21 protein-coding genes are annotated in these 19,349 nt (G+C 60.1%); 15 read left to right on the plus strand and 6 right to left on the minus strand.

Annotated features, from left to right (window positions below):
* Positions 1 to 142 precede the first annotated feature (142 nt).
* Positions 143 to 322, plus strand: a complete 180-nt coding sequence (locus ACO2Q4_RS23330) for a hypothetical protein (protein ID WP_423322128.1) — start codon at positions 143 to 145, stop codon at positions 320 to 322.
* A complete protein-coding gene (locus ACO2Q4_RS23335; protein WP_423322129.1) occupies positions 319 to 921 on the plus strand; it encodes a hypothetical protein in 603 nt (200 codons plus the stop codon). Before ACO2Q4_RS23330 ends, ACO2Q4_RS23335 begins: the two co-directional genes overlap by 4 nt.
* Before the next feature lie 97 nt (positions 922 to 1,018).
* Here the strand turns inward: ACO2Q4_RS23335 and ACO2Q4_RS23340 are convergent, their stop codons facing one another.
* Positions 1,019 to 1,228, minus strand: a complete 210-nt coding sequence (locus ACO2Q4_RS23340) for a CsbD family protein (RefSeq protein WP_423322130.1) — start codon at positions 1,226 to 1,228, stop codon at positions 1,019 to 1,021.
* Between the two features lie 508 nt (positions 1,229 to 1,736).
* Between ACO2Q4_RS23340 and ACO2Q4_RS23345 the strand changes: the two genes are divergently transcribed.
* The 3 genes from ACO2Q4_RS23345 (at position 1,737) to ACO2Q4_RS23355 (ending at position 4,023) form a co-directional block, all read left to right on the plus strand.
* Entirely contained in the window at positions 1,737 to 2,555 is an 819-nt protein-coding gene (locus ACO2Q4_RS23345) for an N-acetylmuramidase domain-containing protein (RefSeq protein WP_423322131.1), read from the plus strand.
* Positions 2,556 to 2,660: 105 nt separating this feature from the next.
* On the plus strand, positions 2,661 to 3,062 hold the full coding sequence (locus ACO2Q4_RS23350; protein ID WP_423322132.1) for a hypothetical protein: 402 nt from the start codon (positions 2,661 to 2,663) through the stop codon (positions 3,060 to 3,062).
* A gap of 154 nt (positions 3,063 to 3,216) precedes the next feature.
* Positions 3,217 to 4,023, plus strand: a complete 807-nt coding sequence (locus tag ACO2Q4_RS23355; protein WP_423322133.1) for a DNA adenine methylase — start codon at positions 3,217 to 3,219, stop codon at positions 4,021 to 4,023.
* Positions 4,024 to 4,070: 47 nt separating this feature from the next.
* Here ACO2Q4_RS23355 and ACO2Q4_RS23360 read toward each other — a convergent pair whose 3' ends face one another.
* Positions 4,071 to 4,292, minus strand: coding sequence for a hypothetical protein (locus ACO2Q4_RS23360; protein ID WP_423322134.1), 222 nt, complete (start codon positions 4,290 to 4,292; stop codon positions 4,071 to 4,073).
* A gap of 273 nt (positions 4,293 to 4,565) precedes the next feature.
* On the opposite strand from ACO2Q4_RS23360, the gene ACO2Q4_RS23365 reads away from it, so the two are divergent.
* The 4 genes from ACO2Q4_RS23365 (at position 4,566) to ACO2Q4_RS23380 (ending at position 6,100) form a co-directional block, all read left to right on the plus strand.
* Positions 4,566 to 4,883 carry a hypothetical protein gene (locus ACO2Q4_RS23365; protein WP_423322135.1) on the plus strand — a complete coding sequence of 106 codons (318 nt, stop codon included), beginning with the start codon at positions 4,566 to 4,568 and terminating at the stop codon, positions 4,881 to 4,883.
* Between the two features lie 4 nt (positions 4,884 to 4,887).
* Entirely contained in the window at positions 4,888 to 5,508 is a 621-nt protein-coding gene (locus ACO2Q4_RS23370; protein ID WP_423322136.1) for an SOS response-associated peptidase, read from the plus strand.
* Between the two features lie 26 nt (positions 5,509 to 5,534).
* Complete coding sequence (locus ACO2Q4_RS23375; protein WP_423322137.1) at positions 5,535 to 5,756, plus strand: DUF982 domain-containing protein; 222 nt, start codon at positions 5,535 to 5,537, stop codon at positions 5,754 to 5,756.
* A 122-nt stretch (positions 5,757 to 5,878) separates the two neighbouring features.
* Positions 5,879 to 6,100 carry a hypothetical protein gene (locus ACO2Q4_RS23380; RefSeq protein WP_423322138.1) on the plus strand — a complete coding sequence of 74 codons (222 nt, stop codon included), beginning with the start codon at positions 5,879 to 5,881 and terminating at the stop codon, positions 6,098 to 6,100.
* A 143-nt stretch (positions 6,101 to 6,243) separates the two neighbouring features.
* Here the strand turns inward: ACO2Q4_RS23380 and ACO2Q4_RS23385 are convergent, their stop codons facing one another.
* Positions 6,244 to 6,984, minus strand: a complete 741-nt coding sequence (locus tag ACO2Q4_RS23385) for a Crp/Fnr family transcriptional regulator (RefSeq protein ID WP_423322139.1) — start codon at positions 6,982 to 6,984, stop codon at positions 6,244 to 6,246.
* A gap of 205 nt (positions 6,985 to 7,189) precedes the next feature.
* Here ACO2Q4_RS23385 and ACO2Q4_RS23390 point away from each other — a divergent pair, with 205 nt between their 5' ends.
* The 5 genes from ACO2Q4_RS23390 to ACO2Q4_RS23410 all read left to right on the plus strand — a co-directional run bounded on the left by ACO2Q4_RS23390 (position 7,190) and on the right by ACO2Q4_RS23410 (position 14,106).
* Positions 7,190 to 9,142: an alkyl/aryl-sulfatase gene (locus ACO2Q4_RS23390; RefSeq protein ID WP_423322140.1), complete on the plus strand. Its 1,953-nt coding sequence runs from the start codon at positions 7,190 to 7,192 to the stop codon at positions 9,140 to 9,142.
* Between the two features lie 328 nt (positions 9,143 to 9,470).
* Positions 9,471 to 9,992 carry a biliverdin-producing heme oxygenase gene (locus ACO2Q4_RS23395; protein ID WP_423322141.1) on the plus strand — a complete coding sequence of 174 codons (522 nt, stop codon included), beginning with the start codon at positions 9,471 to 9,473 and terminating at the stop codon, positions 9,990 to 9,992.
* A 3-nt stretch (positions 9,993 to 9,995) separates the two neighbouring features.
* The gene (locus ACO2Q4_RS23400; protein WP_423322142.1) at positions 9,996 to 12,563 is read left to right on the plus strand and encodes an HWE histidine kinase domain-containing protein; all 2,568 of its coding nucleotides are present in this window, start codon (positions 9,996 to 9,998) and stop codon (positions 12,561 to 12,563) included.
* An 821-nt stretch (positions 12,564 to 13,384) separates the two neighbouring features.
* Positions 13,385 to 13,849 (plus strand): hypothetical protein, encoded by a 465-nt coding sequence (locus ACO2Q4_RS23405; RefSeq protein WP_311759047.1) that lies wholly within the window; start codon positions 13,385 to 13,387, stop codon positions 13,847 to 13,849.
* Between the two features lie 26 nt (positions 13,850 to 13,875).
* The gene (locus ACO2Q4_RS23410) at positions 13,876 to 14,106 is read left to right on the plus strand and encodes a hypothetical protein (protein ID WP_311759048.1); all 231 of its coding nucleotides are present in this window, start codon (positions 13,876 to 13,878) and stop codon (positions 14,104 to 14,106) included.
* Positions 14,107 to 14,838: 732 nt separating this feature from the next.
* Here the strand turns inward: ACO2Q4_RS23410 and ACO2Q4_RS23415 are convergent.
* Together ACO2Q4_RS23415 and ACO2Q4_RS23420 are read right to left on the minus strand one after the other, a co-directional pair.
* A complete protein-coding gene (locus ACO2Q4_RS23415) occupies positions 14,839 to 15,486 on the minus strand; it encodes a hypothetical protein (protein WP_423322143.1) in 648 nt (215 codons plus the stop codon).
* A gap of 86 nt (positions 15,487 to 15,572) precedes the next feature.
* Positions 15,573 to 16,454, minus strand: coding sequence for a hypothetical protein (locus ACO2Q4_RS23420; RefSeq protein ID WP_423322144.1), 882 nt, complete (start codon positions 16,452 to 16,454; stop codon positions 15,573 to 15,575).
* 262 nt (positions 16,455 to 16,716) lie between these two features.
* Here ACO2Q4_RS23420 and ACO2Q4_RS23425 point away from each other — a divergent pair, with 262 nt between their 5' ends.
* Complete coding sequence (locus tag ACO2Q4_RS23425; protein WP_395133871.1) at positions 16,717 to 18,318, plus strand: glycosyltransferase family 61 protein; 1,602 nt, start codon at positions 16,717 to 16,719, stop codon at positions 18,316 to 18,318.
* Between the two features lie 146 nt (positions 18,319 to 18,464).
* On the opposite strand, the gene ACO2Q4_RS23430 is transcribed toward ACO2Q4_RS23425, so the two are convergent.
* The gene (locus ACO2Q4_RS23430; RefSeq protein ID WP_423322145.1) at positions 18,465 to 18,692 is read right to left on the minus strand and encodes a hypothetical protein; all 228 of its coding nucleotides are present in this window, start codon (positions 18,690 to 18,692) and stop codon (positions 18,465 to 18,467) included.
* Between the last annotated feature and the right edge of the window lie 657 nt (positions 18,693 to 19,349).

A 19,349-nucleotide genomic window follows, 5' to 3' on the forward strand; every position in this document is an offset into this window, starting at 1 on the left:
TCTCGGACTGGGCGGGGATCCAGCCCGTCACCGTCACCCAGGTCGGCGCGACGGTCGAAGTCACCGCCGCGCTGGAGCGGATCGTCTGCCTTGCCGCAACCCGCGCCACCGTCGTGGCCCGCATCACAGGGGCATCGGTCGCATGACGTTTCGCGATGAAGCCGGCCGCGAGGTCGCCCCGGGCGAGTGGATCGCCATCCAGCATGGCTGCAGCTGCACGGTCAGGGACGGAGAGGCGGTCGACAACGAGCGCTGGCCGGACTGGCTGGTCAAGGGATGCCCGCTGCATGACCGGGGCGCGGAAGGAGACGCCGATCGATGACCCAGACCATCGAGAGCAAGGGACCGCGTCTGGTGCCCACACGCCAGTTCTTTCTCGATCGCCTCTGGATCTGGCTGACCGGGATCGCCTTCTGGGTTGTCGGGGCCATCCTGTTGGCGATCTTCACGCCGTTCTGGGACAATGCGCGTGCGGTCTGGTCCAGCCCGGCGACCCTGATGGCACTGCAGCAGGAAGTGTCCGCGCTGCGCGTCGAACTTTCCACCGCGACCGGCGACAATCGCGTCATCCGCCAAACGCCCGGGCTCAGCTATGTCACCGAGCCGGTCCATGTCGGCGAGGCCGTGATCCTGAACCTTGTGCTGGAGCGGACCGAGCTCGGCGCGAAATGCGTCCTGATCGGCGGCCAAAGCCTGTTTACCGAGGCTGGTGGGGTCACCACACCGGGCTCGGCTGTGATGCCGTCCCGCCAGATCGGTGAGGAAACTGCCCGTCTGCGCATCAAGCTGGTGCCGCCGGACACGCTGCGGCCGGGCCGGATCGAGCTCTTCGTCGCGCTCGAATATGACTGTGACGGTCGGCGCGTCTTCGATCGCACCGACGTGGTCACCTATTCGCTGCTGCCGCGGCCAGGTCCGTGAGCTGATTTCGTATGCGACATGGCGAGCGCGCACAAATGAACAGCCCCGGAGGGATGGTCCCTCCGGGGCTTGCGCACTTCAACCATTGATCGCGTTGTTACACGCGATCGCTGTCATCACGGAAAAAATCGGTCACATGGCGATCGGCGTCTTCCTTCGCCCAGCCGTAGCGCTCCTGCAGCTTTCCCGAAAGCTTGTCGGCATCGCCTTCGATCTGGGTCATGTCATCGTCGGTCAGCTCGCCCCATTTTTGCTTAACGGAGCCTTTGAGTTGGTCCCATTTGCCTTTGATGATGTCGCTGTTCATGGTGTCCTCCATCAAGGTTGCGCTGATTAACCGGCGAAAGTGGTGGCTGTTCCAGGCGCTGCCATAAACAAAAAATGATCACGGTTTCGGGAACCAGGTTCCTTGGCCTGAACACCCAGTAGCGTTCAAGTGCCAGTGCGGGGTTCCTTTTCCTCCGTCAAAGGCACCTGTTCTTGATCGGCCTCGATGCTCCTCTCGATCGCGGTCGCCAGCCCCAGCCGGCCGCGGGCTTTCAGTGCGCTGACCAACTTCATCATGTGGCGACCGTCGGTCTTTGCTGTCCGGATCACCCTGCCCAACCCGGATCCGCTGCCGGATTGATCACGCCAATGCCGATGGTTCCTCTTTCTTTCGACGGCCGGGTGGGGCGCCTACTCCCGCACCCGGCCTGATCACGAACCCGCTCGGACGACGGGCCGGGACTGGCGCGCAACCTAAGCATCCGACTGCAAAGTTCAATCACCTTTCGGCCCGCCCTTGAGCGGGCCTTTTTCATTTGGAGAACCGCATGTACCCAGCCGGGTTCAAGGGCGCCGCAAGGCCGCTCACCGATATCGATGTGGCTCGTGTCGGCCGGGTGATCGGCGTCGGAGAAGATGAGATCCGTGCCGTGATCGAGGTCGAGACATCGGGCGGCGGATTCGACAAGCAGTATCGGCCGAAGATGCTGTTCGAGCCGCATGTGTTTTATCGTGAGCTGGGGCAGGGGCCAAAGCGCACCGTGGCAGAAGCCCAGGGGCTGGCCTATCCGAAATGGCGCGCGGGCGCCTATCCGGCGGACAGCTATCCGCGGCTGGCGACGGCCATCAAGATCGATGCCGCGGCGGCGCTGCGCTCGGCCAGCTGGGGTCTCGGCCAGATCATGGGGTTCAACCACCGCGCCGCGGGCTATGCCTCGGCCGGCGACATGGTCGAGGCCTTCTGCGAGCGCGAGGTCGCGGGCCTTGAGGCGATGGTCAGCTTCATCAGCTCGGAGGCGTTGGACGATGACCTGCGCCGCCATGACTGGTCCGGCTTCGCGCGCGGCTACAATGGCGCGGGCTATGCCGCCAACGGCTACCACACCCGCCTGGAGGCCGCCTACAAGCGCTGGCAGACGATCCCCGACACGCGTGCCCCCGTCTATCCCAAGATCGGCTTGGGCAGCCGCAACCCCGCCGTGCGCCAGGCCCAAGAGCGGCTGCTGCTTCTGGGCTTTGATCCCAATGGGGTCGACGGGATCTTCGGTGCCGGCACCCGCGCTGCGGTGATCGCTTTCCAGAAATCCCGTGGGCTCGTCGCCGACGGGATCATCGGCCCCAAGACATGGGCCGCGCTCAACGCCTGATCTTTCCGCCCGTCCTGTCACCGGTTCTGCCGCGCGTGGTCGATGACGACGCGGCCCGGCAGCGGGCACGGACAATCCTTCAGAAATCGAAAAAGGACTTCGAACATGGATTCGATCAAGACCATCGTTCCGATCTTCATCGGAAAAACCCGTAGTTTCTGGCTGGGCATCCTGCCCGCGACCCTGACCCTGATCGACGTGATCGTCAGGGCCTTCACGGAAGCGGGCAATGAGCCGATCGCGGCGGCGCTGTCCACGCTCCTCGGAGCGCTGTGCGGCTGGACCCCCGAGCAGATCCACAGCTTCATGATCGCCCTGGCGCCGATCTACGCCCTGATCGTGGCCCAGCAGCGTGCCGGCTTGGGTGGAGGCATCCCGCGCCCCTACACGCTGAACCCGGCCAAGGAAGGGCAGATCGCCCAGGCCGTCGAAGACGGCAGGTCGGCCATCGACGCTGGGGTGAAGATCGGGGAAGCGATCCGCCGCAACCTTCCGCTCGATCGCTAGATAATACGTCCTGCCGCGTGCGGCAGGGGATCGGTCTGCGTCAACAGCTCGATCCAAGCGGCACCATTGGAGTGAAGACCGCCCCGACCAGAATGCACTTATGGTCGCCTGCACCCCTCGCGAGGGCAGGGGCCGCGTAAGTGAGAATCATATTTTGGAGCAAGTAAAACCTGCCGCGCCGATCGCCCCTTGGCTCGGTGGCAAGAAGCAGTTGCATGGCCGCATCATCCAGAGGGTCGAGGCCTTGGATCACCGCACCTATGCCGAGCCATTCGTCGGCATGGGCGGTGTCTTTCTGCGCCGGCGCTTCAAGCCGCGCCTGGAAGTCGCCAACGATCTCAACGGTGAGATCATCAATCTCTTCCGGATTCTGCAGCGGCATTACCCGCAATTCATGGAGGTGATGAAGTTCCAGATCTCCAGCCGCAAGGAGTTCGATCGGCTGCGGGTGACGGATCCACGCACCCTGACCGACCTGGAGCGCGCGGCCCGGTTCCTGTACCTGCAACGCCTGTCCTTCGGCGGCAAGGTCAATGGCGTCTTCGGCGTCTCGCCGACCTCGGGGCCACGCTTCTCGATGGCGCGGCTCGAGGTCATCCTCGAAGAGGCGCGCGAGCGGCTCGATGGCGTCGTGCTGGAATGCCTGGACTGGCGCGAGCTGATCGAACGCTACGACAGCGCGGAGACGCTCTTCTATCTCGACCCGCCGTATTTCGGGGGAGAGACGGATTACGGAAAAGGCATGTTCGCCCGCGCCGACTTCCAGGAGATGGCCGAGCGCCTGGCGCAGATCCGCGGCGCGTTCGTGATGAGCATCAATGACACGGCCGAGATCCGCGAGACCTTCCAAGGCTTCCAGTTCGAAGAGGTCAGGTTGACCTATACGGTCAGCTCGGCCGGCGGAACGGCCGCGCAGGAGCTGCTGATCAGCAATCGCGAACAGATTGCCCGGCTCCTCTAAACATTTCCCCCGCCTCGGTCGTCCCGAGGCGGGGGTCTTTTTGCGTTTCAGCCGTGCTTCTTTGGCTGGCCCACAACCTCGCACGCGACCATGTCGGTGATAAATATCAGCCAGTTTTCCAACCCGATCTTAGGTTCGAATTGATCTGCGTACTCGATTGCGCAAGTCAGCGCACGGGCAACAAGTTCCTCTGCGGCGTCCTCGTCAAGGCCGAGGGCTCTCGCATGCTGCAGCAGTGTCGGTACACTTTCGGCAACGTTGAAGTCCACAATTTCCCCCTGTCTCTTGGGGGGGACTTGGCACGGCGGGGGTGCACTCCAAGATATCCGGCATCGCTACGTCACTCGCCATGGCAACCTCCCTTTCTGCCTCCGATTGGCTCGCAGTAACTGCCATCGCAGAGACTACCGCCATCCCGAATGAGTCTACTCCTAACCCTTCGCTATGGGAGAAAAAACACGGGATCCGCTTCGCGGTCTGCAATCTCGACTCTGGCAGCGCGCGGGTCTAGTTTGTTCTCTTGTTGTTCTCACTGCTCGCCCATGCCCCCGAAACGTTTTTCCTCGAACCCCTTCCGTAACCCGATGCTCTATCAGCAGGCGGAGAAAGGGATGTTGCTCACGGTCCGATGCACGATGTGCAAGCGCACGGCGCGGTACTGGGCGACGGACCTGATGAAGGTGGTCGGGCCGTATCATCAGGCCCACCTTCCTCCCTTCAAGTGCGGCCAGTGTAAGACCTCGGAATATCTCGACATCCAATGGAGCCTGCCGAGCGCGCGGGAACTGGCCGAAGGCTTGACCGTCCGGCGCCCGGTTCGTCAGATTACGAAATGGATCTGGCAAAACGAAAAGACCTGACCACATGTGCAACCTCTACCACAGCAGCACCCCTCAGGAATTGATGCGCCGGCTGTTCTCGCGCCTTTCGGATCGCGCCGTGAACCTGGAACCGGGCGACATTTATCCCGACCGCCTGGCGCCGATCATCCGGCACGGTGAGGGCGAAGGCTGGGATCTGGTCAAGGCGCGCTGGGGCATGCCAAGCCCGCCACAGTTCCACAGCAAGAGCGGCCGGGACAGCGGGGTGACAAACATCAGGAATGTTGCTAGCCCGCACTGGCGGCGCTGGCTGGGGCCAGAGCACCGCTGCCTGGTGCCGGTCGACCGCTTCAGCGAGCCCGGCGCTGACAAGCGGCCAGTCTGGTTTGCACCTGTCGACGGAGCGCCGATGTTTTTCGCGGGCATCGAAACGCGCGGCTGGACCAGCATCCGCAAGGTCAAGGATGATGAAACGACTGATGATCTGTTCGGCTTCCTGACCTGCCAGCCCAATGCCGAAGTTGGGGTCATCCACCCTAAAGCCATGCCGGTGATCCTGCGGACGCCAGGCGAATGGGAAGCCTGGATGTACGCGCCGTGGGAGATTGCGAAGCACCTTCAGCGCCCTCTTCCAGACGGCGCTCTACAGTTGGTGGACGTGTGATGAGTAATGCTCGGACAATCCGCCCCGTGAGCTATGAGGAGACTGCGGGCAACTTCCGCATCGTCAACGATGCTTTAGGGATGGGGACAGCACTGATGAGGCATTGCCAGCCAGAACAACCCACATTTCAGGCCGCCGCCTTGGCAGTGCTGCAGTTGAGCAAGGGTGAAATTGATCCCGAGGAGGCGCGGGATGCCTTCATCGAAGCGCTGGAAGCTGTAGGGGTGTTCGTAAGAGGCGTGGCTTGAAACGGGTTTGTCGCCGTGACGCCTATTCTGATCGCCTTCTTCCTGAATAAGCGATTTGGCGGCAGGACCCCATGAGCAGACGATCAAGTTCCAGAGCCAAGAGAGATGCGCGGTCCTTTCCCGTGCGCCTTCTCTTCTATATCCCCGGCTCGGGTTTCGGGAAAATGCTGGACGAGATGCATGCCTGGCTGTCGCAGCACGCGGGTCAGGAAGGCTACGCGATCCACGGTGCAGGTATGGCAGGGATCCAAGACGTCATGGCGGTCTACGTCATGCATCCCCGCATTGCGGCCGAGTTCTTCGACCGGTTTCCTTCGCTGGAACTTCTCAGAGAACCGTGCTGAGGTACAGCTAGGCTTGTCGCTTCGAGCCCTTACCGGACGTTCGGCAAGGGCGGCGAGGGCCGGACGGCACGATGTTCGCCGGACCGAAGGCAACTGCTGACCCAGCATTGGGTAACGATCTCGTCCCTGGGAGGTCTTGGCTGTCAGCTTGTCTCCGGCGGATGGTGAAGAACCGCATTCTCACCACATAGCGAAAGCAGCTTCTTTCGATCTGTAACTCGAATACGGCCATAGCCAAGTTCCAGACAGTTGAGGTCGTAAAGGCGTTTCAAAACCCGTTGCAACGTCGGTTGTGATAGCGCGACAAGTTCTCCGAGCTTTGTTTGCGACAGGTGAATCCAGCCCTCGGGCTCTGGCGCTTGCTCTAATTGCATCAACAGGCGCAAGGCGACGCGTGATTCCGATGAAGCAATCGAGACATTGGCCAGGAGGAAAAAGGTCGTGGCGAAGTTCTCATATGTCAGGGCATAGAAATCGCGGACGACACTCGGCTCTCGCTCGGCAAGCTCGCGCAGGTCGTCCGAACCGATTTCGACAACGATGGTTCTGGTCGCCGCATGAACGGAGACCAGCCGTTTTGCCGAAGACATCAGTGCGAGATCCCCTACCCAAAATCCCGGTTCAGCACGGTGAAAGGTAAAGTCATTGCCGTCAGCGCGGGGAATGGACACGTCCAAAGCTCCAGCGACAAGACCGAAGACACCGTTCGGCGCGTCACCCAACAAGTAAAGCGGTTCGCCCGGCTCAAACGTCCGAAGTCGCGCGATTTCGGCAATCATCTTGCGAAACTCATGAGAGCGTTGCGCAAACCAGCCCCTCATCGCAAGGCGCGAAAGTGCTTCGGCCAAAGTGATGCGGTCAGAAAATAAATCCGGCGATGCCAACCAAAACCCCTCAAATGAATTTTCTGCTCGCTTCCGTAGACGCTAAGTTCACCTCAACCACAGATCGAATCGAAGTTGGTCGTCAAGGGGAGTGGTCGCGGATCGGGCGTTACTTGCATCTACTTCGCACAATGGCCTGTTCCGACCTGCGACGCGCGTAAAACGAAAAATGCAGGTGAAACAAATGCCTATTCCAAGACGCTTGATGACTTCTGCCGCGCTGGTTGCGATCCTTGCGCTTCCCGCCTTTGCGCAGGACGATCCGCGCAAGGATGCAAGCCAAGCCACCATCGCCGAAAATGCGAAGCTGCTCGATTACCTTCCGTTCGACGACAAGACGGATTTCGAGGATGCCAACAAAGGCAAGCTGGCCGATCTGCCGCCTGAAATGATCAAGATGGCGGATGGTGCGTTGATCTGGGACCCGGGCAAATACGGCTTCATCAAGGAAGGTGCGGAAGCACCTGCCTCGGTCAACCCCAGCCTTTGGCGTCAGTCGCAGCTGATCAATATCAGCGGCCTGTTCGAGGTTGTGAAGGACGGGATCTATCAGGTCCGCAACCTTGACCTGTCGAACATGACGATCATCGAGGGTGATGAGGGCATCACCATCGTCGACCCGCTGGTTTCGGCCGAAACCGCCAAGGTCGCGCTGGACCTTTATTACCAGCATCGCGGCAAGAAACCGGTCAAGGCGGTCATCTATACGCACAGCCACGTCGACCATTATGGCGGCGTCCGCGGCGTCGTGAACGAGGATGATGTCAAATCCGGCGCGGTCAAGATCTATGCGCCCGAGGGCTTCCTTGAAGCAGCCGTTGCCGAGAACGTCTTTGCCGGCAACGCGATGAGCCGCCGCGCCAGCTATATGTATGGCAACCTTCTGCCCCCCGATGAAAAAGGTCAGGTCGGCGCTGGCCTGGGCACCACGACTTCGGCCGGGACCGTCACGCTGATCCCGCCGACCGACATCATCACCAAGACCGGCCAGAAGGAAACCATCGACGGCCGCACCTATGAATTCCTGATGGCGCCGGGTTCGGAAGCGCCTTCGGAAATGCTGTGGTATGTCGAGGAATACAAGGCCATCGAAGCTTCCGAGGACGCGACCCACACGCTGCACAACACCTATTCGCTGCGTGGCGCCAAGATCCGCGAACCGCTGCCGTGGTCGAAATACCTGAACGAAGCGCTGGTCATGTGGGGCGACAAGGCCGAGGTCGTCTTTGCGCAGCACCACTGGCCGACCTGGGGCAACGACAAGGTCGTCGAACTGCTTGAGAAGCAGCGCGACCTGTATCGCTACATCAACGACAGCACGCTCAACATGGTCAACAAGGGCATGACCATGCGCGAGATCGCCGAGAACTTCAAACTGCCGCCGGCGCTTGACAAGTTCTGGGCCAGCCGCGGCTATTACGGCTCGATCTATCACGACGTCGCCGCGACCTATGTGCTGTATCTGGGCTGGTTCGACGGAAACCCCTCGACCCTGCACGAATTGCAGCCGGTCGATGGCGCCAAGAAGTTCGTGGAATACATGGGCGGCGCCGATGCCGTGATGGAAAAGGCGAAGAAGGACTTCGACGCCGGCAACTATCGCTGGGTCGCCGAGGTCATGAACAAGGTCGTCTTTGCCGATCCCGACAACCAGCCGGCCAAGGACCTGACCGCGGACGCTCTGGAACAGCTGGGCTATCAGGCCGAATCCGGCCCGTGGCGCAACTTCTACCTGTCGGGCGCGCAGGAACTGCGCAAGGGCGTGGCTGAACTGCCGACCCCGAACACCGCCAGCCCCGACACGATCGAGGCCATGTCGCTTGAGATGATCTTCGACTATGCCGGTGTCCGTCTTGATGCCGCGAAAGCGGGTGATGCCGCGATGAAGCTGAACTTCGACTTCGGCGAAGACGGCAAGTATCTTGTGCAGCTGGAAAACGGCGTCCTGAACCACACCAAGGATATTCAGGCCGACGATGCCGCCGCGACGGTGACCCTGCCGCGTTCGGCCCTGAACAAGATCATGCTGGGCGAGGAAACCCTGGATCAGGCGACCTCCTCGGGCGAGGTCAAGGTCACGGGCGATCAGGCCAAGCTGACCGAGTTGGTCTCGTATCTCGACAAGTTCGAGTTCTGGTTCAACATCGTCACGCCGTAACCCCGAAACAAAACATGACGATGCTGGGGGCGATGGCAATTTGAGGTCCGCTGGAAAAGCGTTCACATCGCCCCTTCGCAAACGCCTCGAAAAGACTTGGGCGACTGTCGGCTTTGTCCGCTTCGCTCCCATCGAGGCGACGGCTTCAATGGGGATGCCCTAGCGCCGCGCATGTCATCTTCTCCCCATTACCGATTATGCCCAAACAGGGCGTGAAGTCCGAGGTCATCCAAATCAAGTCGCACGTCTCGAAAGGATCGGTTGGCCCTCTCTTGCGGCGCCGGCGGATTCGTAGCACTCATGGCTACCCTTGAAGACAGCAACATTCATGACAACCAACAGCCTTCGTCGCGAGCTCTACCACGGCACGCGGGATCTGCACGATGCACTGGATGAGAGCATCGGACCACTGAGCCGGCGCGAGGACTATGCGCGATACCTTGTCGGCACGCTTCAATTTCGCGGCGCGCTCGAGGGGCCCCTTGCAACGGGAGCGTTCCCGGCACTTCAGCTTCTTGCCGACCTGAGGCGCGATCTCGCAGACCTGGGCATAAAGGCCCGTTCAGAGATGCCACCAATTGCTGTCGAAACACATGAAGCACGGGTGGCCGCGCTCTATGTTGCTGAAGGTTCTGCCGTTGGAGCACGTCTGATCTCCAGAAGGGCCGCGCATTTGGGTTTCGACCAAACGTTCGGGGCTCGCCATCTGTCTCGGCAAGCGTCAGAAAGCGATCGTTGGCCGAGGTTTCTGCAGTGGCTCGAGGTTCAGGACGTTGCGCATGAACGTGTCGTCACCGAGGGCCGGCGCGTTTTCCTGGTTGCCTTGCAGGCATTCGGGGTGGATGCATAGGTAATGAAAAAAAACCCTGCCTTCGACGCTACGCTTGCTGGAAAGCCTATCGATCTAAGCAATTGCGATAGGGAACCCATCCATATTCCCGGCACCATCCAACCGCATGGCTGCCTCTTGGCATGCGACAACGCAGGCCGTCGGATAATTTGGCATTCCCAGAATGTGGCCGAGATGTTGGGCTTGCCGTGTCAGCCCGCTGGTCGGGATCTTTCAGAGATCATCGGACATGAGAACGCTCACCGCCTCCTGAACTCGCTGGCGATCTCGGGCTCGCGGCCGCAGCCGAGCCTGATCTTCGGGATGCGTATCCATGACCGCCTTTTCGATGTTAGTGCGCATCGTTTCAACGGACGAGCGATCATCGAGTTTGAACCGGCGACTGACAACGTAGGGGAGATCTTCGGCCTTTCACGCATCATCAGATCGCGCCTACGAGGTTTGCAGGACCCGACCACGCTAGTCGAGATGGCTGCGGCATTGATCCAGGCCCAGATCGGTTATGATCGGGTAATGATCTACGAGCTGGGCCCCGACGGTTCGGGAAAGGTCGTCAGCGAGGCCAAGCAGGATCATCTTGAAAGCTTTCTTGGCCAGTATTTCCCGGCATCTGATATCCCGCAACAGGCACGCGCGCTTTACTTGCGTCATCCAATCCGTGTGATTGGCAACGCGTCCTGTGAGACCGTTCGCCTTGTCGGTGAATTCAGTGATGACGAGCAGCCGCTTGACCTGTCGTATGCCCATCTGCGCAGCGTATCACCCATCCATTGCGAGTATTTGCGCAACATGGGCGTCGCCGCGTCCATGTCCGTTTCGGTCATCATTAACGGAGCGCTGTGGGGGATGATCGCGTGTCATCACTACACTCCCAAAGTGCTTGGGATGGCAGAGCGTGGTGCTGCCGAGATGATCGGCGAGTTCTTCTCGATGCATCTGGATGCACTGACCCGTCGACAAGCACGACACCTTGAGCGGGAGGCGCGCCAGACCATTGATCGACTGCTGAAGGACGCAAGTCGCGGCGCAGACGTCGCATCCGCCTTGAGCAACCGCCTGACCGATCTTGCCGGGATCATCGAAGCCGACGGGCTGGCGCTTTATTTCGATGGCGAGTGGACGCCCCTTGGCTATGCTCCGACCCTCGCGCAGGTCCGGCCACTGCTCCGCCACATTGATGAACGCTTCCGTGGTCAGATTTTCAGCAACTCCCATCTTGGTGTGACGCTTCCGGATGCTGACGAACTGACGGCGGGGTTCGCGGGTGCGCTTGCCGTGCCGTTGTCTCAGCGATCGGAGAATGCACTGATCTTCTTCCGGCGTGAGGTCGTTCAGACCGTCAACTGGGCTGGAGACCCCACAAAGACCTATGAAAGCGGCCCTCTCGGCGACCGGCTGACCCCCAGAAAGAGCTTTGCTATCTGGAAAGAGACGGTCCGCGGCACGTCGACGCCATGGTCTGAAAACGATCTACGGTTCGCCGAGGCACTCCGCAGTTCGGTGGTAGAGGTGATGTTGATGAGCAGCGAGCTTCTGTCGGAGGAGCGCGCACGAGCGGCAACGCACCAGAACGTGCTCAATCAGGAACTGAACCATCGCGTCAAAAACATTCTGGCGCTGATCAAGTCCCTGGTTAACCGTCCCAACAGAGAGGGCGTGCCGCTGGCCAACTTTGTCGAGAGCCTGAACGGACGTATCCAGGCTCTGTCTGCGGCACACGACGAGGTGGGACGAGACGGCAGTTCCGGGCGACTGGGCGATCTGGTGGTTAGCGAGTTGGGACCTTATCTGGCAGAAGACGACCAGGTCGATATTTCGGGACCTTCAGTCGAGCTTGAGAGCCGTGCCTATTCGATTATGGCACTGGTGTTGCATGAGATGACGACCAACGCCGTCAAATACGGAGCATTGTCACAAGGGGGAAGGCTGGCCGTGTCGTGGCGGGTAGCCGCGGAAGGAGACTGCGTAATTCAGTGGACCGAGTCAGGGGTGACGATCACTGGGAAACCAAGCCGCAGCGGTTTTGGCTCGGAACTTCTGGAGCGCGCTCTGCCCCTGGATCTGGGTGGATCCAGCCGACTTGAATTTCAAAGCGATGGCCTCGCCGCTGAATTCGTGCTGCCCGCCCGTTTCATCAGCACGATCGAGGGCGGTGAAGACGTGGTTCGCCCCACCTCCGCAGCCACGAAGCAGTCGCCGTCCACGGTATCCCTCGACGGTGCCCGCGTGCTTATCGTCGAGGACCAGGCGTTGATAGCGATGTCGTTGGAGGCGGATCTGGTCGGCCATGGAATGCAGGTTACCGGCATCGCCAGCAATGTTTCGACGGGTATCCGCCTGATCCAGCAGGACCCGCCTGATCTCGCAGTCCTCGACCTCAACCTTGGGCATGACAGCTCTTTGCCCATCGCGGAGGAACTGCTCGCGCTTGGCATTCCCTTCGTTTTCGCGACGGGTTATGGCGCTCGCGTCGACCTTCCCAATCACATGCGGGACGCGCCGATCGTGGAAAAGCCTTACCAGTTGGCGGACATCGTGGCCAAGCTTCATCAGGCTCGAAGAGGAAGCTGATCCGTTTGGCGAATGGATGCACGTTGACTACGTGCATCGCTCGCCACCCGGCAGTCTAGAGCGCTGCTTGCTCTCCGCAGATGTGGCACTATCCGCATCGCCAGAGAGGCGTTCCACCTGTTTTCCACCGATTGTGCTAACCTATTGATCGGAAATGTTTGTCGCATGAGACGGTTTCCAACCTAAGTATTTGATTTCACCTAAAATGGTCAGTCCCTCACTGTCCGCCACCATCCCCAGAGACGACAGTAAATACATTCGGTTAACGAAACGCTGTGCTGACGTTTGCGAACCAGAACGTGAACCAGTCAAAGGCGATGTAGTACGCCTTGGTGGCGAGATGAAGCGGTCCCCGAGTGGTTTGGCGCGCAGCCCGAGACGCCGCCGCAAGTGAAATTGCGAATTCTGGAAGGGTAGGGCGAATGCTGCGCCGTTTGCGGGGCTGAGTTCACCGCGGCACGGCAGCCCGAGTTCAACCATGAGCGCGCCCCAGTGAGTTGCGGTCAGAACCGGGAAGGCGATGGCGCGGTACCCACGGCATCCTTTGCGGTGACGAAAACGTCTTCCGTCCGCGCCGGGATAGCCTGATTTCTTCGTTTCAGGTTGTTGGAGCCGCCCTGTCAGGAAGGTTGTCGGGCCGGACTTTGTTTCGCGGACCGAATGATAATCTTACTCGGCTATCTACGCCACCGCTTCCCACTTTAAGTCGGCGCTGAAAGAGCGCGTTCCCGACACGGCCTGATTGCAGATCCCTTGCGAGAATCCTAGCACCTGCTAATCTCAAAGATAAAGTTCGATTGCATTACGACAGGAGGACTGACATGGCAAACTTGGACAAAGACTATTTCCGTGCGGTGAACAAGTCGTCGATGGACCTGGCGAGTTGGAAATTATACGCAGGCGAGTATTTTCAAGGCGTCCTGGACGGCGATATTGAAAAGCGCAGCTGGACGGTTAACGTAAAAGGCTCCGATGGCAGCAAGAAAACCGAAATCCGATCTCGCCAGGACTGGGCAATACGGGGTGGAACGATCGCTGAGGGCGCCGGGACGTCCATTCACGACGTAAGCGACACGATGTCCCCACCTTACCTGTGGAAGTATTTCAAGATGCCAAGCGGCACCCCCGTACCCGCGACATTGAAGGTCGTGCAGCGCGGCAGGGATGCGCATCACTATCAGATTGAAGTTGCAACCGGTGGTAAGCTCACACCTGATACCTTGCGGGGCGCGCTTGACAATCTGGCGCGTGCCTGCGTGGCCAGAGAAGTGGAATTGAGCAAATAGAACTGACGGGGCGCCAGGAGAAAGCCATGATCGAGATTAGTGTTCCCAGCCTGATCGTCGCGATCCAGGCCGTCCGTCGGCAGGCGGACGCCGAACGCGCCCAGCTCGAAGCGATGGATGAGGACGACGAGGATGCGGGGGATCTCTCGGTCTCTCTCTCCGATCTGGAGAAAACCCTTAACGAACTCCGCGGCGCTTATGACAAAGCCCGCGGAGAAGGGTATGATCTTCCGCCCTCGGGCAGTCTTTTCCTTTGAATATGGATGGCGGCGACTGGAAGGAGCTGCCACTTTTTCACCGGCAATTATGGTCCTTGCTCGGTGTTTCTAATATTTGGCCCAGTTGTTGAATATCCTTGCGGCACCAAAGTTCTGGCTTCTTCCGCCCAACCAAAGGCGCGCGCCATTGCGGGCCAGTACCTTGGCAATCGCGCCGACTATGGCTCCACTTTCGCCAAAAATTACGGCGGTCTGTCTTTCAATAACATGAATCGCCCGTGGAAACTTGCATCAAACAAGCCCTGGTGGCTTGGTGGGCTGATGATTGGTAACACTTATCGGGGCAGGATTGCTCTGCCGCACACTCATCGGAGCTGTTCGGCGAAAGGCGGGCGCTTCTGATCCCGCGCGATGCGATGTTCCGAGACGAAGTGCGCTATTCCCAGTTCTCTCAAAGCCTTGGTATTTCAAACGGTCTGGTTGCTGCCGGATTGATGAAGTCCCGTGCCGGTGCCGGTGCAGGCAAGATCACGGGGCGCGAGTATCACCTGACCGACAAGGGGTGGGGTCTGAAGCCGTTCGACATGGTGCTCAGCCAATGGGGAGTAGGTGGCTTGGGCTTGGTCCGGTCATCTTTGTCCGTGATGTCGACTTGGCGCCGGTTGAACTGGACGTCCACTGTGCGTCCAGCGGCGAGGAGGTTGCGCTGCGGCATGTCGACGTGCGGCGGGGTGCCTTGGGCGGGAAGACGAGTGGCTAGGGCAGGTCCTGTCAAGTGAACGAATAGCCCAACCTTTGTTCAGTCTCATGGTCCAGTTCGGCGCGGACAAAGGCGCGGTCGGAGTCGGAATAGGTGGCGGTGGCATCGCGGCGGTCGCCCTGGATGCTGCGCTGGGTCATTTCGCCCAACCTGCGGGCCGGGACGAAGAACTCGCCCTGGTTCATCGCGATGCCAAACAGGTCGCAAATCTGGCCGACTGTGTCCTGGGGCTGGCGGGTGAGGTCTTCGTGCCGGATCAGGACGACGTTGCATCTGCGCTCAAGCACGCCAAGGAAGGCCGCGTTTTTCAGATTGCGCAACTGGACCGGGTTCGCGGGCGGAAGACCGGTGATCGGGTGACGGTCGCCCTGGACCGGCAGGCCCAGCGATCGCCGCCGGCCGACGGCATTCATCGCGCCGGGCATGTCCATGACGGTTTCCCAAGGTGCGCGCAGGAATTCGGAAAATGTCACGTTCACGCGGGCATCCGGTACATGCCAGGGTTTCGCATACATGCTGCGCAGCCAGGTCTCGGGGTCGCGGAAGCAGATGACCAGCAGGTCGTCGCGCAGGACCGAACTGAACTGCGGGAAGGAATGCTTCCAGCCATAGTCCCGCGTCCGCTCCAGCCCGGTATTGCGGGCCAGCAGAACGTCCATGAAATTTGTCCCGCAGGAGCGTTCGCCCAGCACCTGGAAACGCTTGAGGGGGACAGGGTATTCCCGCTTCCATGCGATCGGGGCGGTCACAGGATGCCCTCGAACCGCGTGGGAATGCGATAGGGTCCACGGCGGGGGTCCTTCCACATGAACCTGCCGCCGCGCGACTTGTAATTGTCGATCTGGCCGGTGCGGAAAGCCTCGACAAGCTCGGGCGTCAGCTCCGGGCAATCCTTTGCATCCGCCAGCTTCAGGGCGCGGGCAAGCCTGACATCCCGGTCCGTCCAGGTGCCGATGCCATGCTTGGTGCCGTGCTCGTTGAAGGATTGGACCATTGCGGCCCGATCCTTGGCCAGCTGCCCCGAGACGTCGACATCGAAGAAGCGGAAATGGAAAAGGAAGATCGCGGGATCGATCTCCCATTCCTCACCCGCCAGGGAATGCTGGGTGCCGCCATTGGGCTGACGGCGGAAGATGCAGGGCTTGGAGTAGGTTCCGTCAAGAAACCCGAAGCTGCGCTGGCCAAGGATGGGGCGGGCCATGTCCACCGGATCCTTTTCGACGCGGCGGCGCTGGACCACGTCGAAACCAAGTGGGGACAGGGCGGGCCCCTCGAACGGATGGGCGTCAAGATGCTCGGCCAGACTGGTGCCCGCCGCCGGGTCCATCACGACGAATTCGTCGCAGTCCAGCGTGATGACATGCCGGTAATAGCCGCGCAGGGCACCGGCAAGGCCGAAGAAAAGCTGCCTGCGCGCGTCTTCGAAGCCGGCGCCGGTCGGGTCGAAGGGCAGGGTGATGACCGAGCATCCCTCCGCGATCCGGTGCAGCTCAGCATCCTCGCCGTGCAGAAAGACATGCAGTGCGCTGCGACTGGCGACGTGGCCGGAATGATGCGCGATCCATTTGGCCAGCATCGCATGGTCGCCGCGCACCATCGTGACAAAACAGATCGGCTCGACGCTCATGCATTCCTCCCCCGGATCGATTCCATCTGGGATACTTTCCGGCCGCCGGCTTCCGCAACCCGGCATTCGGACCGATGTGGCGCCTGTGGCTTTCCGCGCGACATGTCCAAAGGAAAGGGGATCAAGTCGGCGTGAGGTTCCGGCCCCGATGTTTCTGTTGGTTCTGCAATGGTCTAGGAGTCACGGCAGGGAGAGTGTCTCCTGCAAAGACAGGCAAACGCCTGTCAGGGCCGTCGCCGTGCGCGCGATGATTGGAAAAGACATGAAATTCTATAATTTCAGAACGCATTCCGGCGTCAGGTTTTTCAGTCCGCCGACCAGTCTGCTGTCCAAGAAGCCGCTGGGTGACGTGGTTGCCCATAACATCACTACCCACGAAAGTCGTCGTGAGGTTCTGGATGAACATGCCGACGGCTATTACTGGCACCGCCGGATGTCATCGGCATTCCAGCTTCGCACATCGATGGTCGAGGTCGCGAAACCGGGGATCAAGCGGAAATCCATGGCTTCGGATGACCGGGTCATCCTGAACGGGGCAGCGGGCATCCGCGCGAGAAAGGCCTTTGAGCGCCAAGCAGAGGACGCGTCGAAATGTGCCGCCTTTCTTCAGGATTACTGGAGTGAGCGTCAGGATCCGCAGGCGGTCGAACTGTCCAACGGCTTTTCCGGTCAATGCGTGATCGAATCCAAGAACTTCTTCAATTTCTTTCACTTCATGACCGAAAGCCTGCAGAAGGCTTCGTTCCCGGAAAGCCATGACGCGTCCATCAAATCGCTTCGCTTTGTCTCGCGCACGAACGAGATCCGACCGTTCGTCAAAAGCTGGCTTGAGGACTCGGGCCTGACCCGGCGCTTCAAGGTGCGCCTGGGAGCCTATCACGAAGGAGAGGACTTTTCGGGGAAAAGCATCGTTACCCCGCTTTCTGCCCAGCACTTGCTGTATCAGTTTTCCGGCGACCACCATGCCGCGATCGAGGCTGCCCAGCCCGCTGGCGGGAAATGGGCAGGCTACGATGCTCATCCACATGCCGTGAAGATTCTGGCGCTGAACACCTTCGACGACACCCTTCTGGCCTTTCGGCAGCAGATGATCGATCTGGCCGGATCTCTGGTGGAGCGGAAATGGGGATCGCGCATCTATGTCGCGCGCTCGGGCGACAAGGCGCGCAGCCGTGTGATGGAGGGAGAGGACGCGCTGATCGCGAAGCTGCAGAAGAACGGCTTCGAAGTCGTCTGTTTCGAGAACATGTCGCCCTTGGAACAGGTGAGGTGCGTCAGCGGCGCGCGCTGCGTCGTCATGCAGCACGGTGCGGGCATGTCGAACATGATCTTCGCGCGCGAGAATGCCCATTTCTTCGAGATCGGCACCTATCAGACAGCGATGGTCCGGTGGAAGGAATTCATCCCCCTCAGCCATGTCGCGGGCTGCCATTACCATCATATCTTCGCCAACATGGATTTCGGCGATGAAACCCACCCGGTCTTCGACGAAGATGGCTTGGTCGCGCCAAGGCTTGATGGCGATCTGGTCGAAAAGGTGGTCTCGATCATCAAGACCAGCCTGAAGGACAGAAACCCCGGTGGCCTGTCCGGGATGGTCCGGCAATGCGAGTATTTCGCCGGGCGCGAGGCATACAAACACGCCTACAGGCTGTTGGACGTTAATGCCGAGTTCTATGAAAATACGGGCGAGTACTGGATGATGCGCGCGCTCTTGAACGAGCGCACCTCGCATCCGAATGCCGCGGCAAACAATGCCTATCACGCCTGGACCATCACTGGCGACGACAGGGCTTGGACCGAATTCGTCAGGCTGTCCCGGGATGATGACCCGCGCCGGCACAGATACGCAATCACCACCTGAACCGCCTGGATTGAATTGGGCGGGTGCCACCACACACCCGCCCGATTCTGATTTCAGAATAGCGCCCCGATCTCATCTTGAACGTGCGCTGGCGCACAAAGCTGCACGCAAAAAGCATGGCTAGCGGAGAAAACTGTATCTTCGGTTTAGTTTTCTTCTTTAGGGATCAGGTCAAGGTTGAAGAACTCGCCGTCATGATCGGCCAGCCGGCTGATGCTGAAGATCCCGCTGCCATGTTTCATGGTGAAGTCGAGATCTTCGCAGGTGAAGCGGGCGATCCTGCGCCTTTGGTTCACCATGTTCCTGATGATCCGGTCCTCGATCACTTTGATCTCGACCTCGCGGCCATCAACGATCGCGATTTGTGAGGTCATGTTCCACCTCGCCCTTGAAAGCCGACAGGTCACCATTGTGGCCGCAGGCGGCGGAGCAGATCAACTGCCTGAGCGGCAAAACTGTTTCAGCAACGGGGCCTGTTCGCCCCGATCCGCAGCCCCAGCCGAAACGCGTCGGGGTCCCGTATATGTACTGGGTGCGCCTGGCAGTCCGCAGTTGATTAAGAAGAGCGGGGCCGGCGGCTCGAGGGTGAGCAGGCCGTAGTGGTTGCTGAGCTAGCGACGATCCGTCTGTGTGGGGGGGCCGGAAGGACGGGCCATCCTACTGATCGCAGGGGAGGGGGCGTCTGAACCGTCCCGGTTAGTGGAAAAGGCCAGTGATTGCTGGGGAATTGGGGCGGGAGCCTGCAGGCGATGGTTTCGGGATGCCGCGGAAAGGAGGAGGGGCGATCGGCGAGGATTCAAGCGGTGCGGATAAGTATCTATAAATATCAAAGCATTAAACATTTTTTTCGCATTTCCGTCACTTTTGCCCTTGCGGGTATTTGGGTTGGTCCGTAAATACCCGCTCACCGAGACGGCGACGCTGGATCGGGACGGGATTGAGCGGCTCGGAAGTGTTGCTTGATCTGGGACAATTCGGGAATGAGATGGCTTGACGGCGCCACGAAGGAAATGGCGCGGTTCGGGTTGTTT

The sequence above is a fragment of the Paracoccus sp. KR1-242 genome, assembly GCF_049446195.1.
Lineage (GTDB): Bacteria > Pseudomonadota > Alphaproteobacteria > Rhodobacterales > Rhodobacteraceae > Paracoccus > Paracoccus broussonetiae.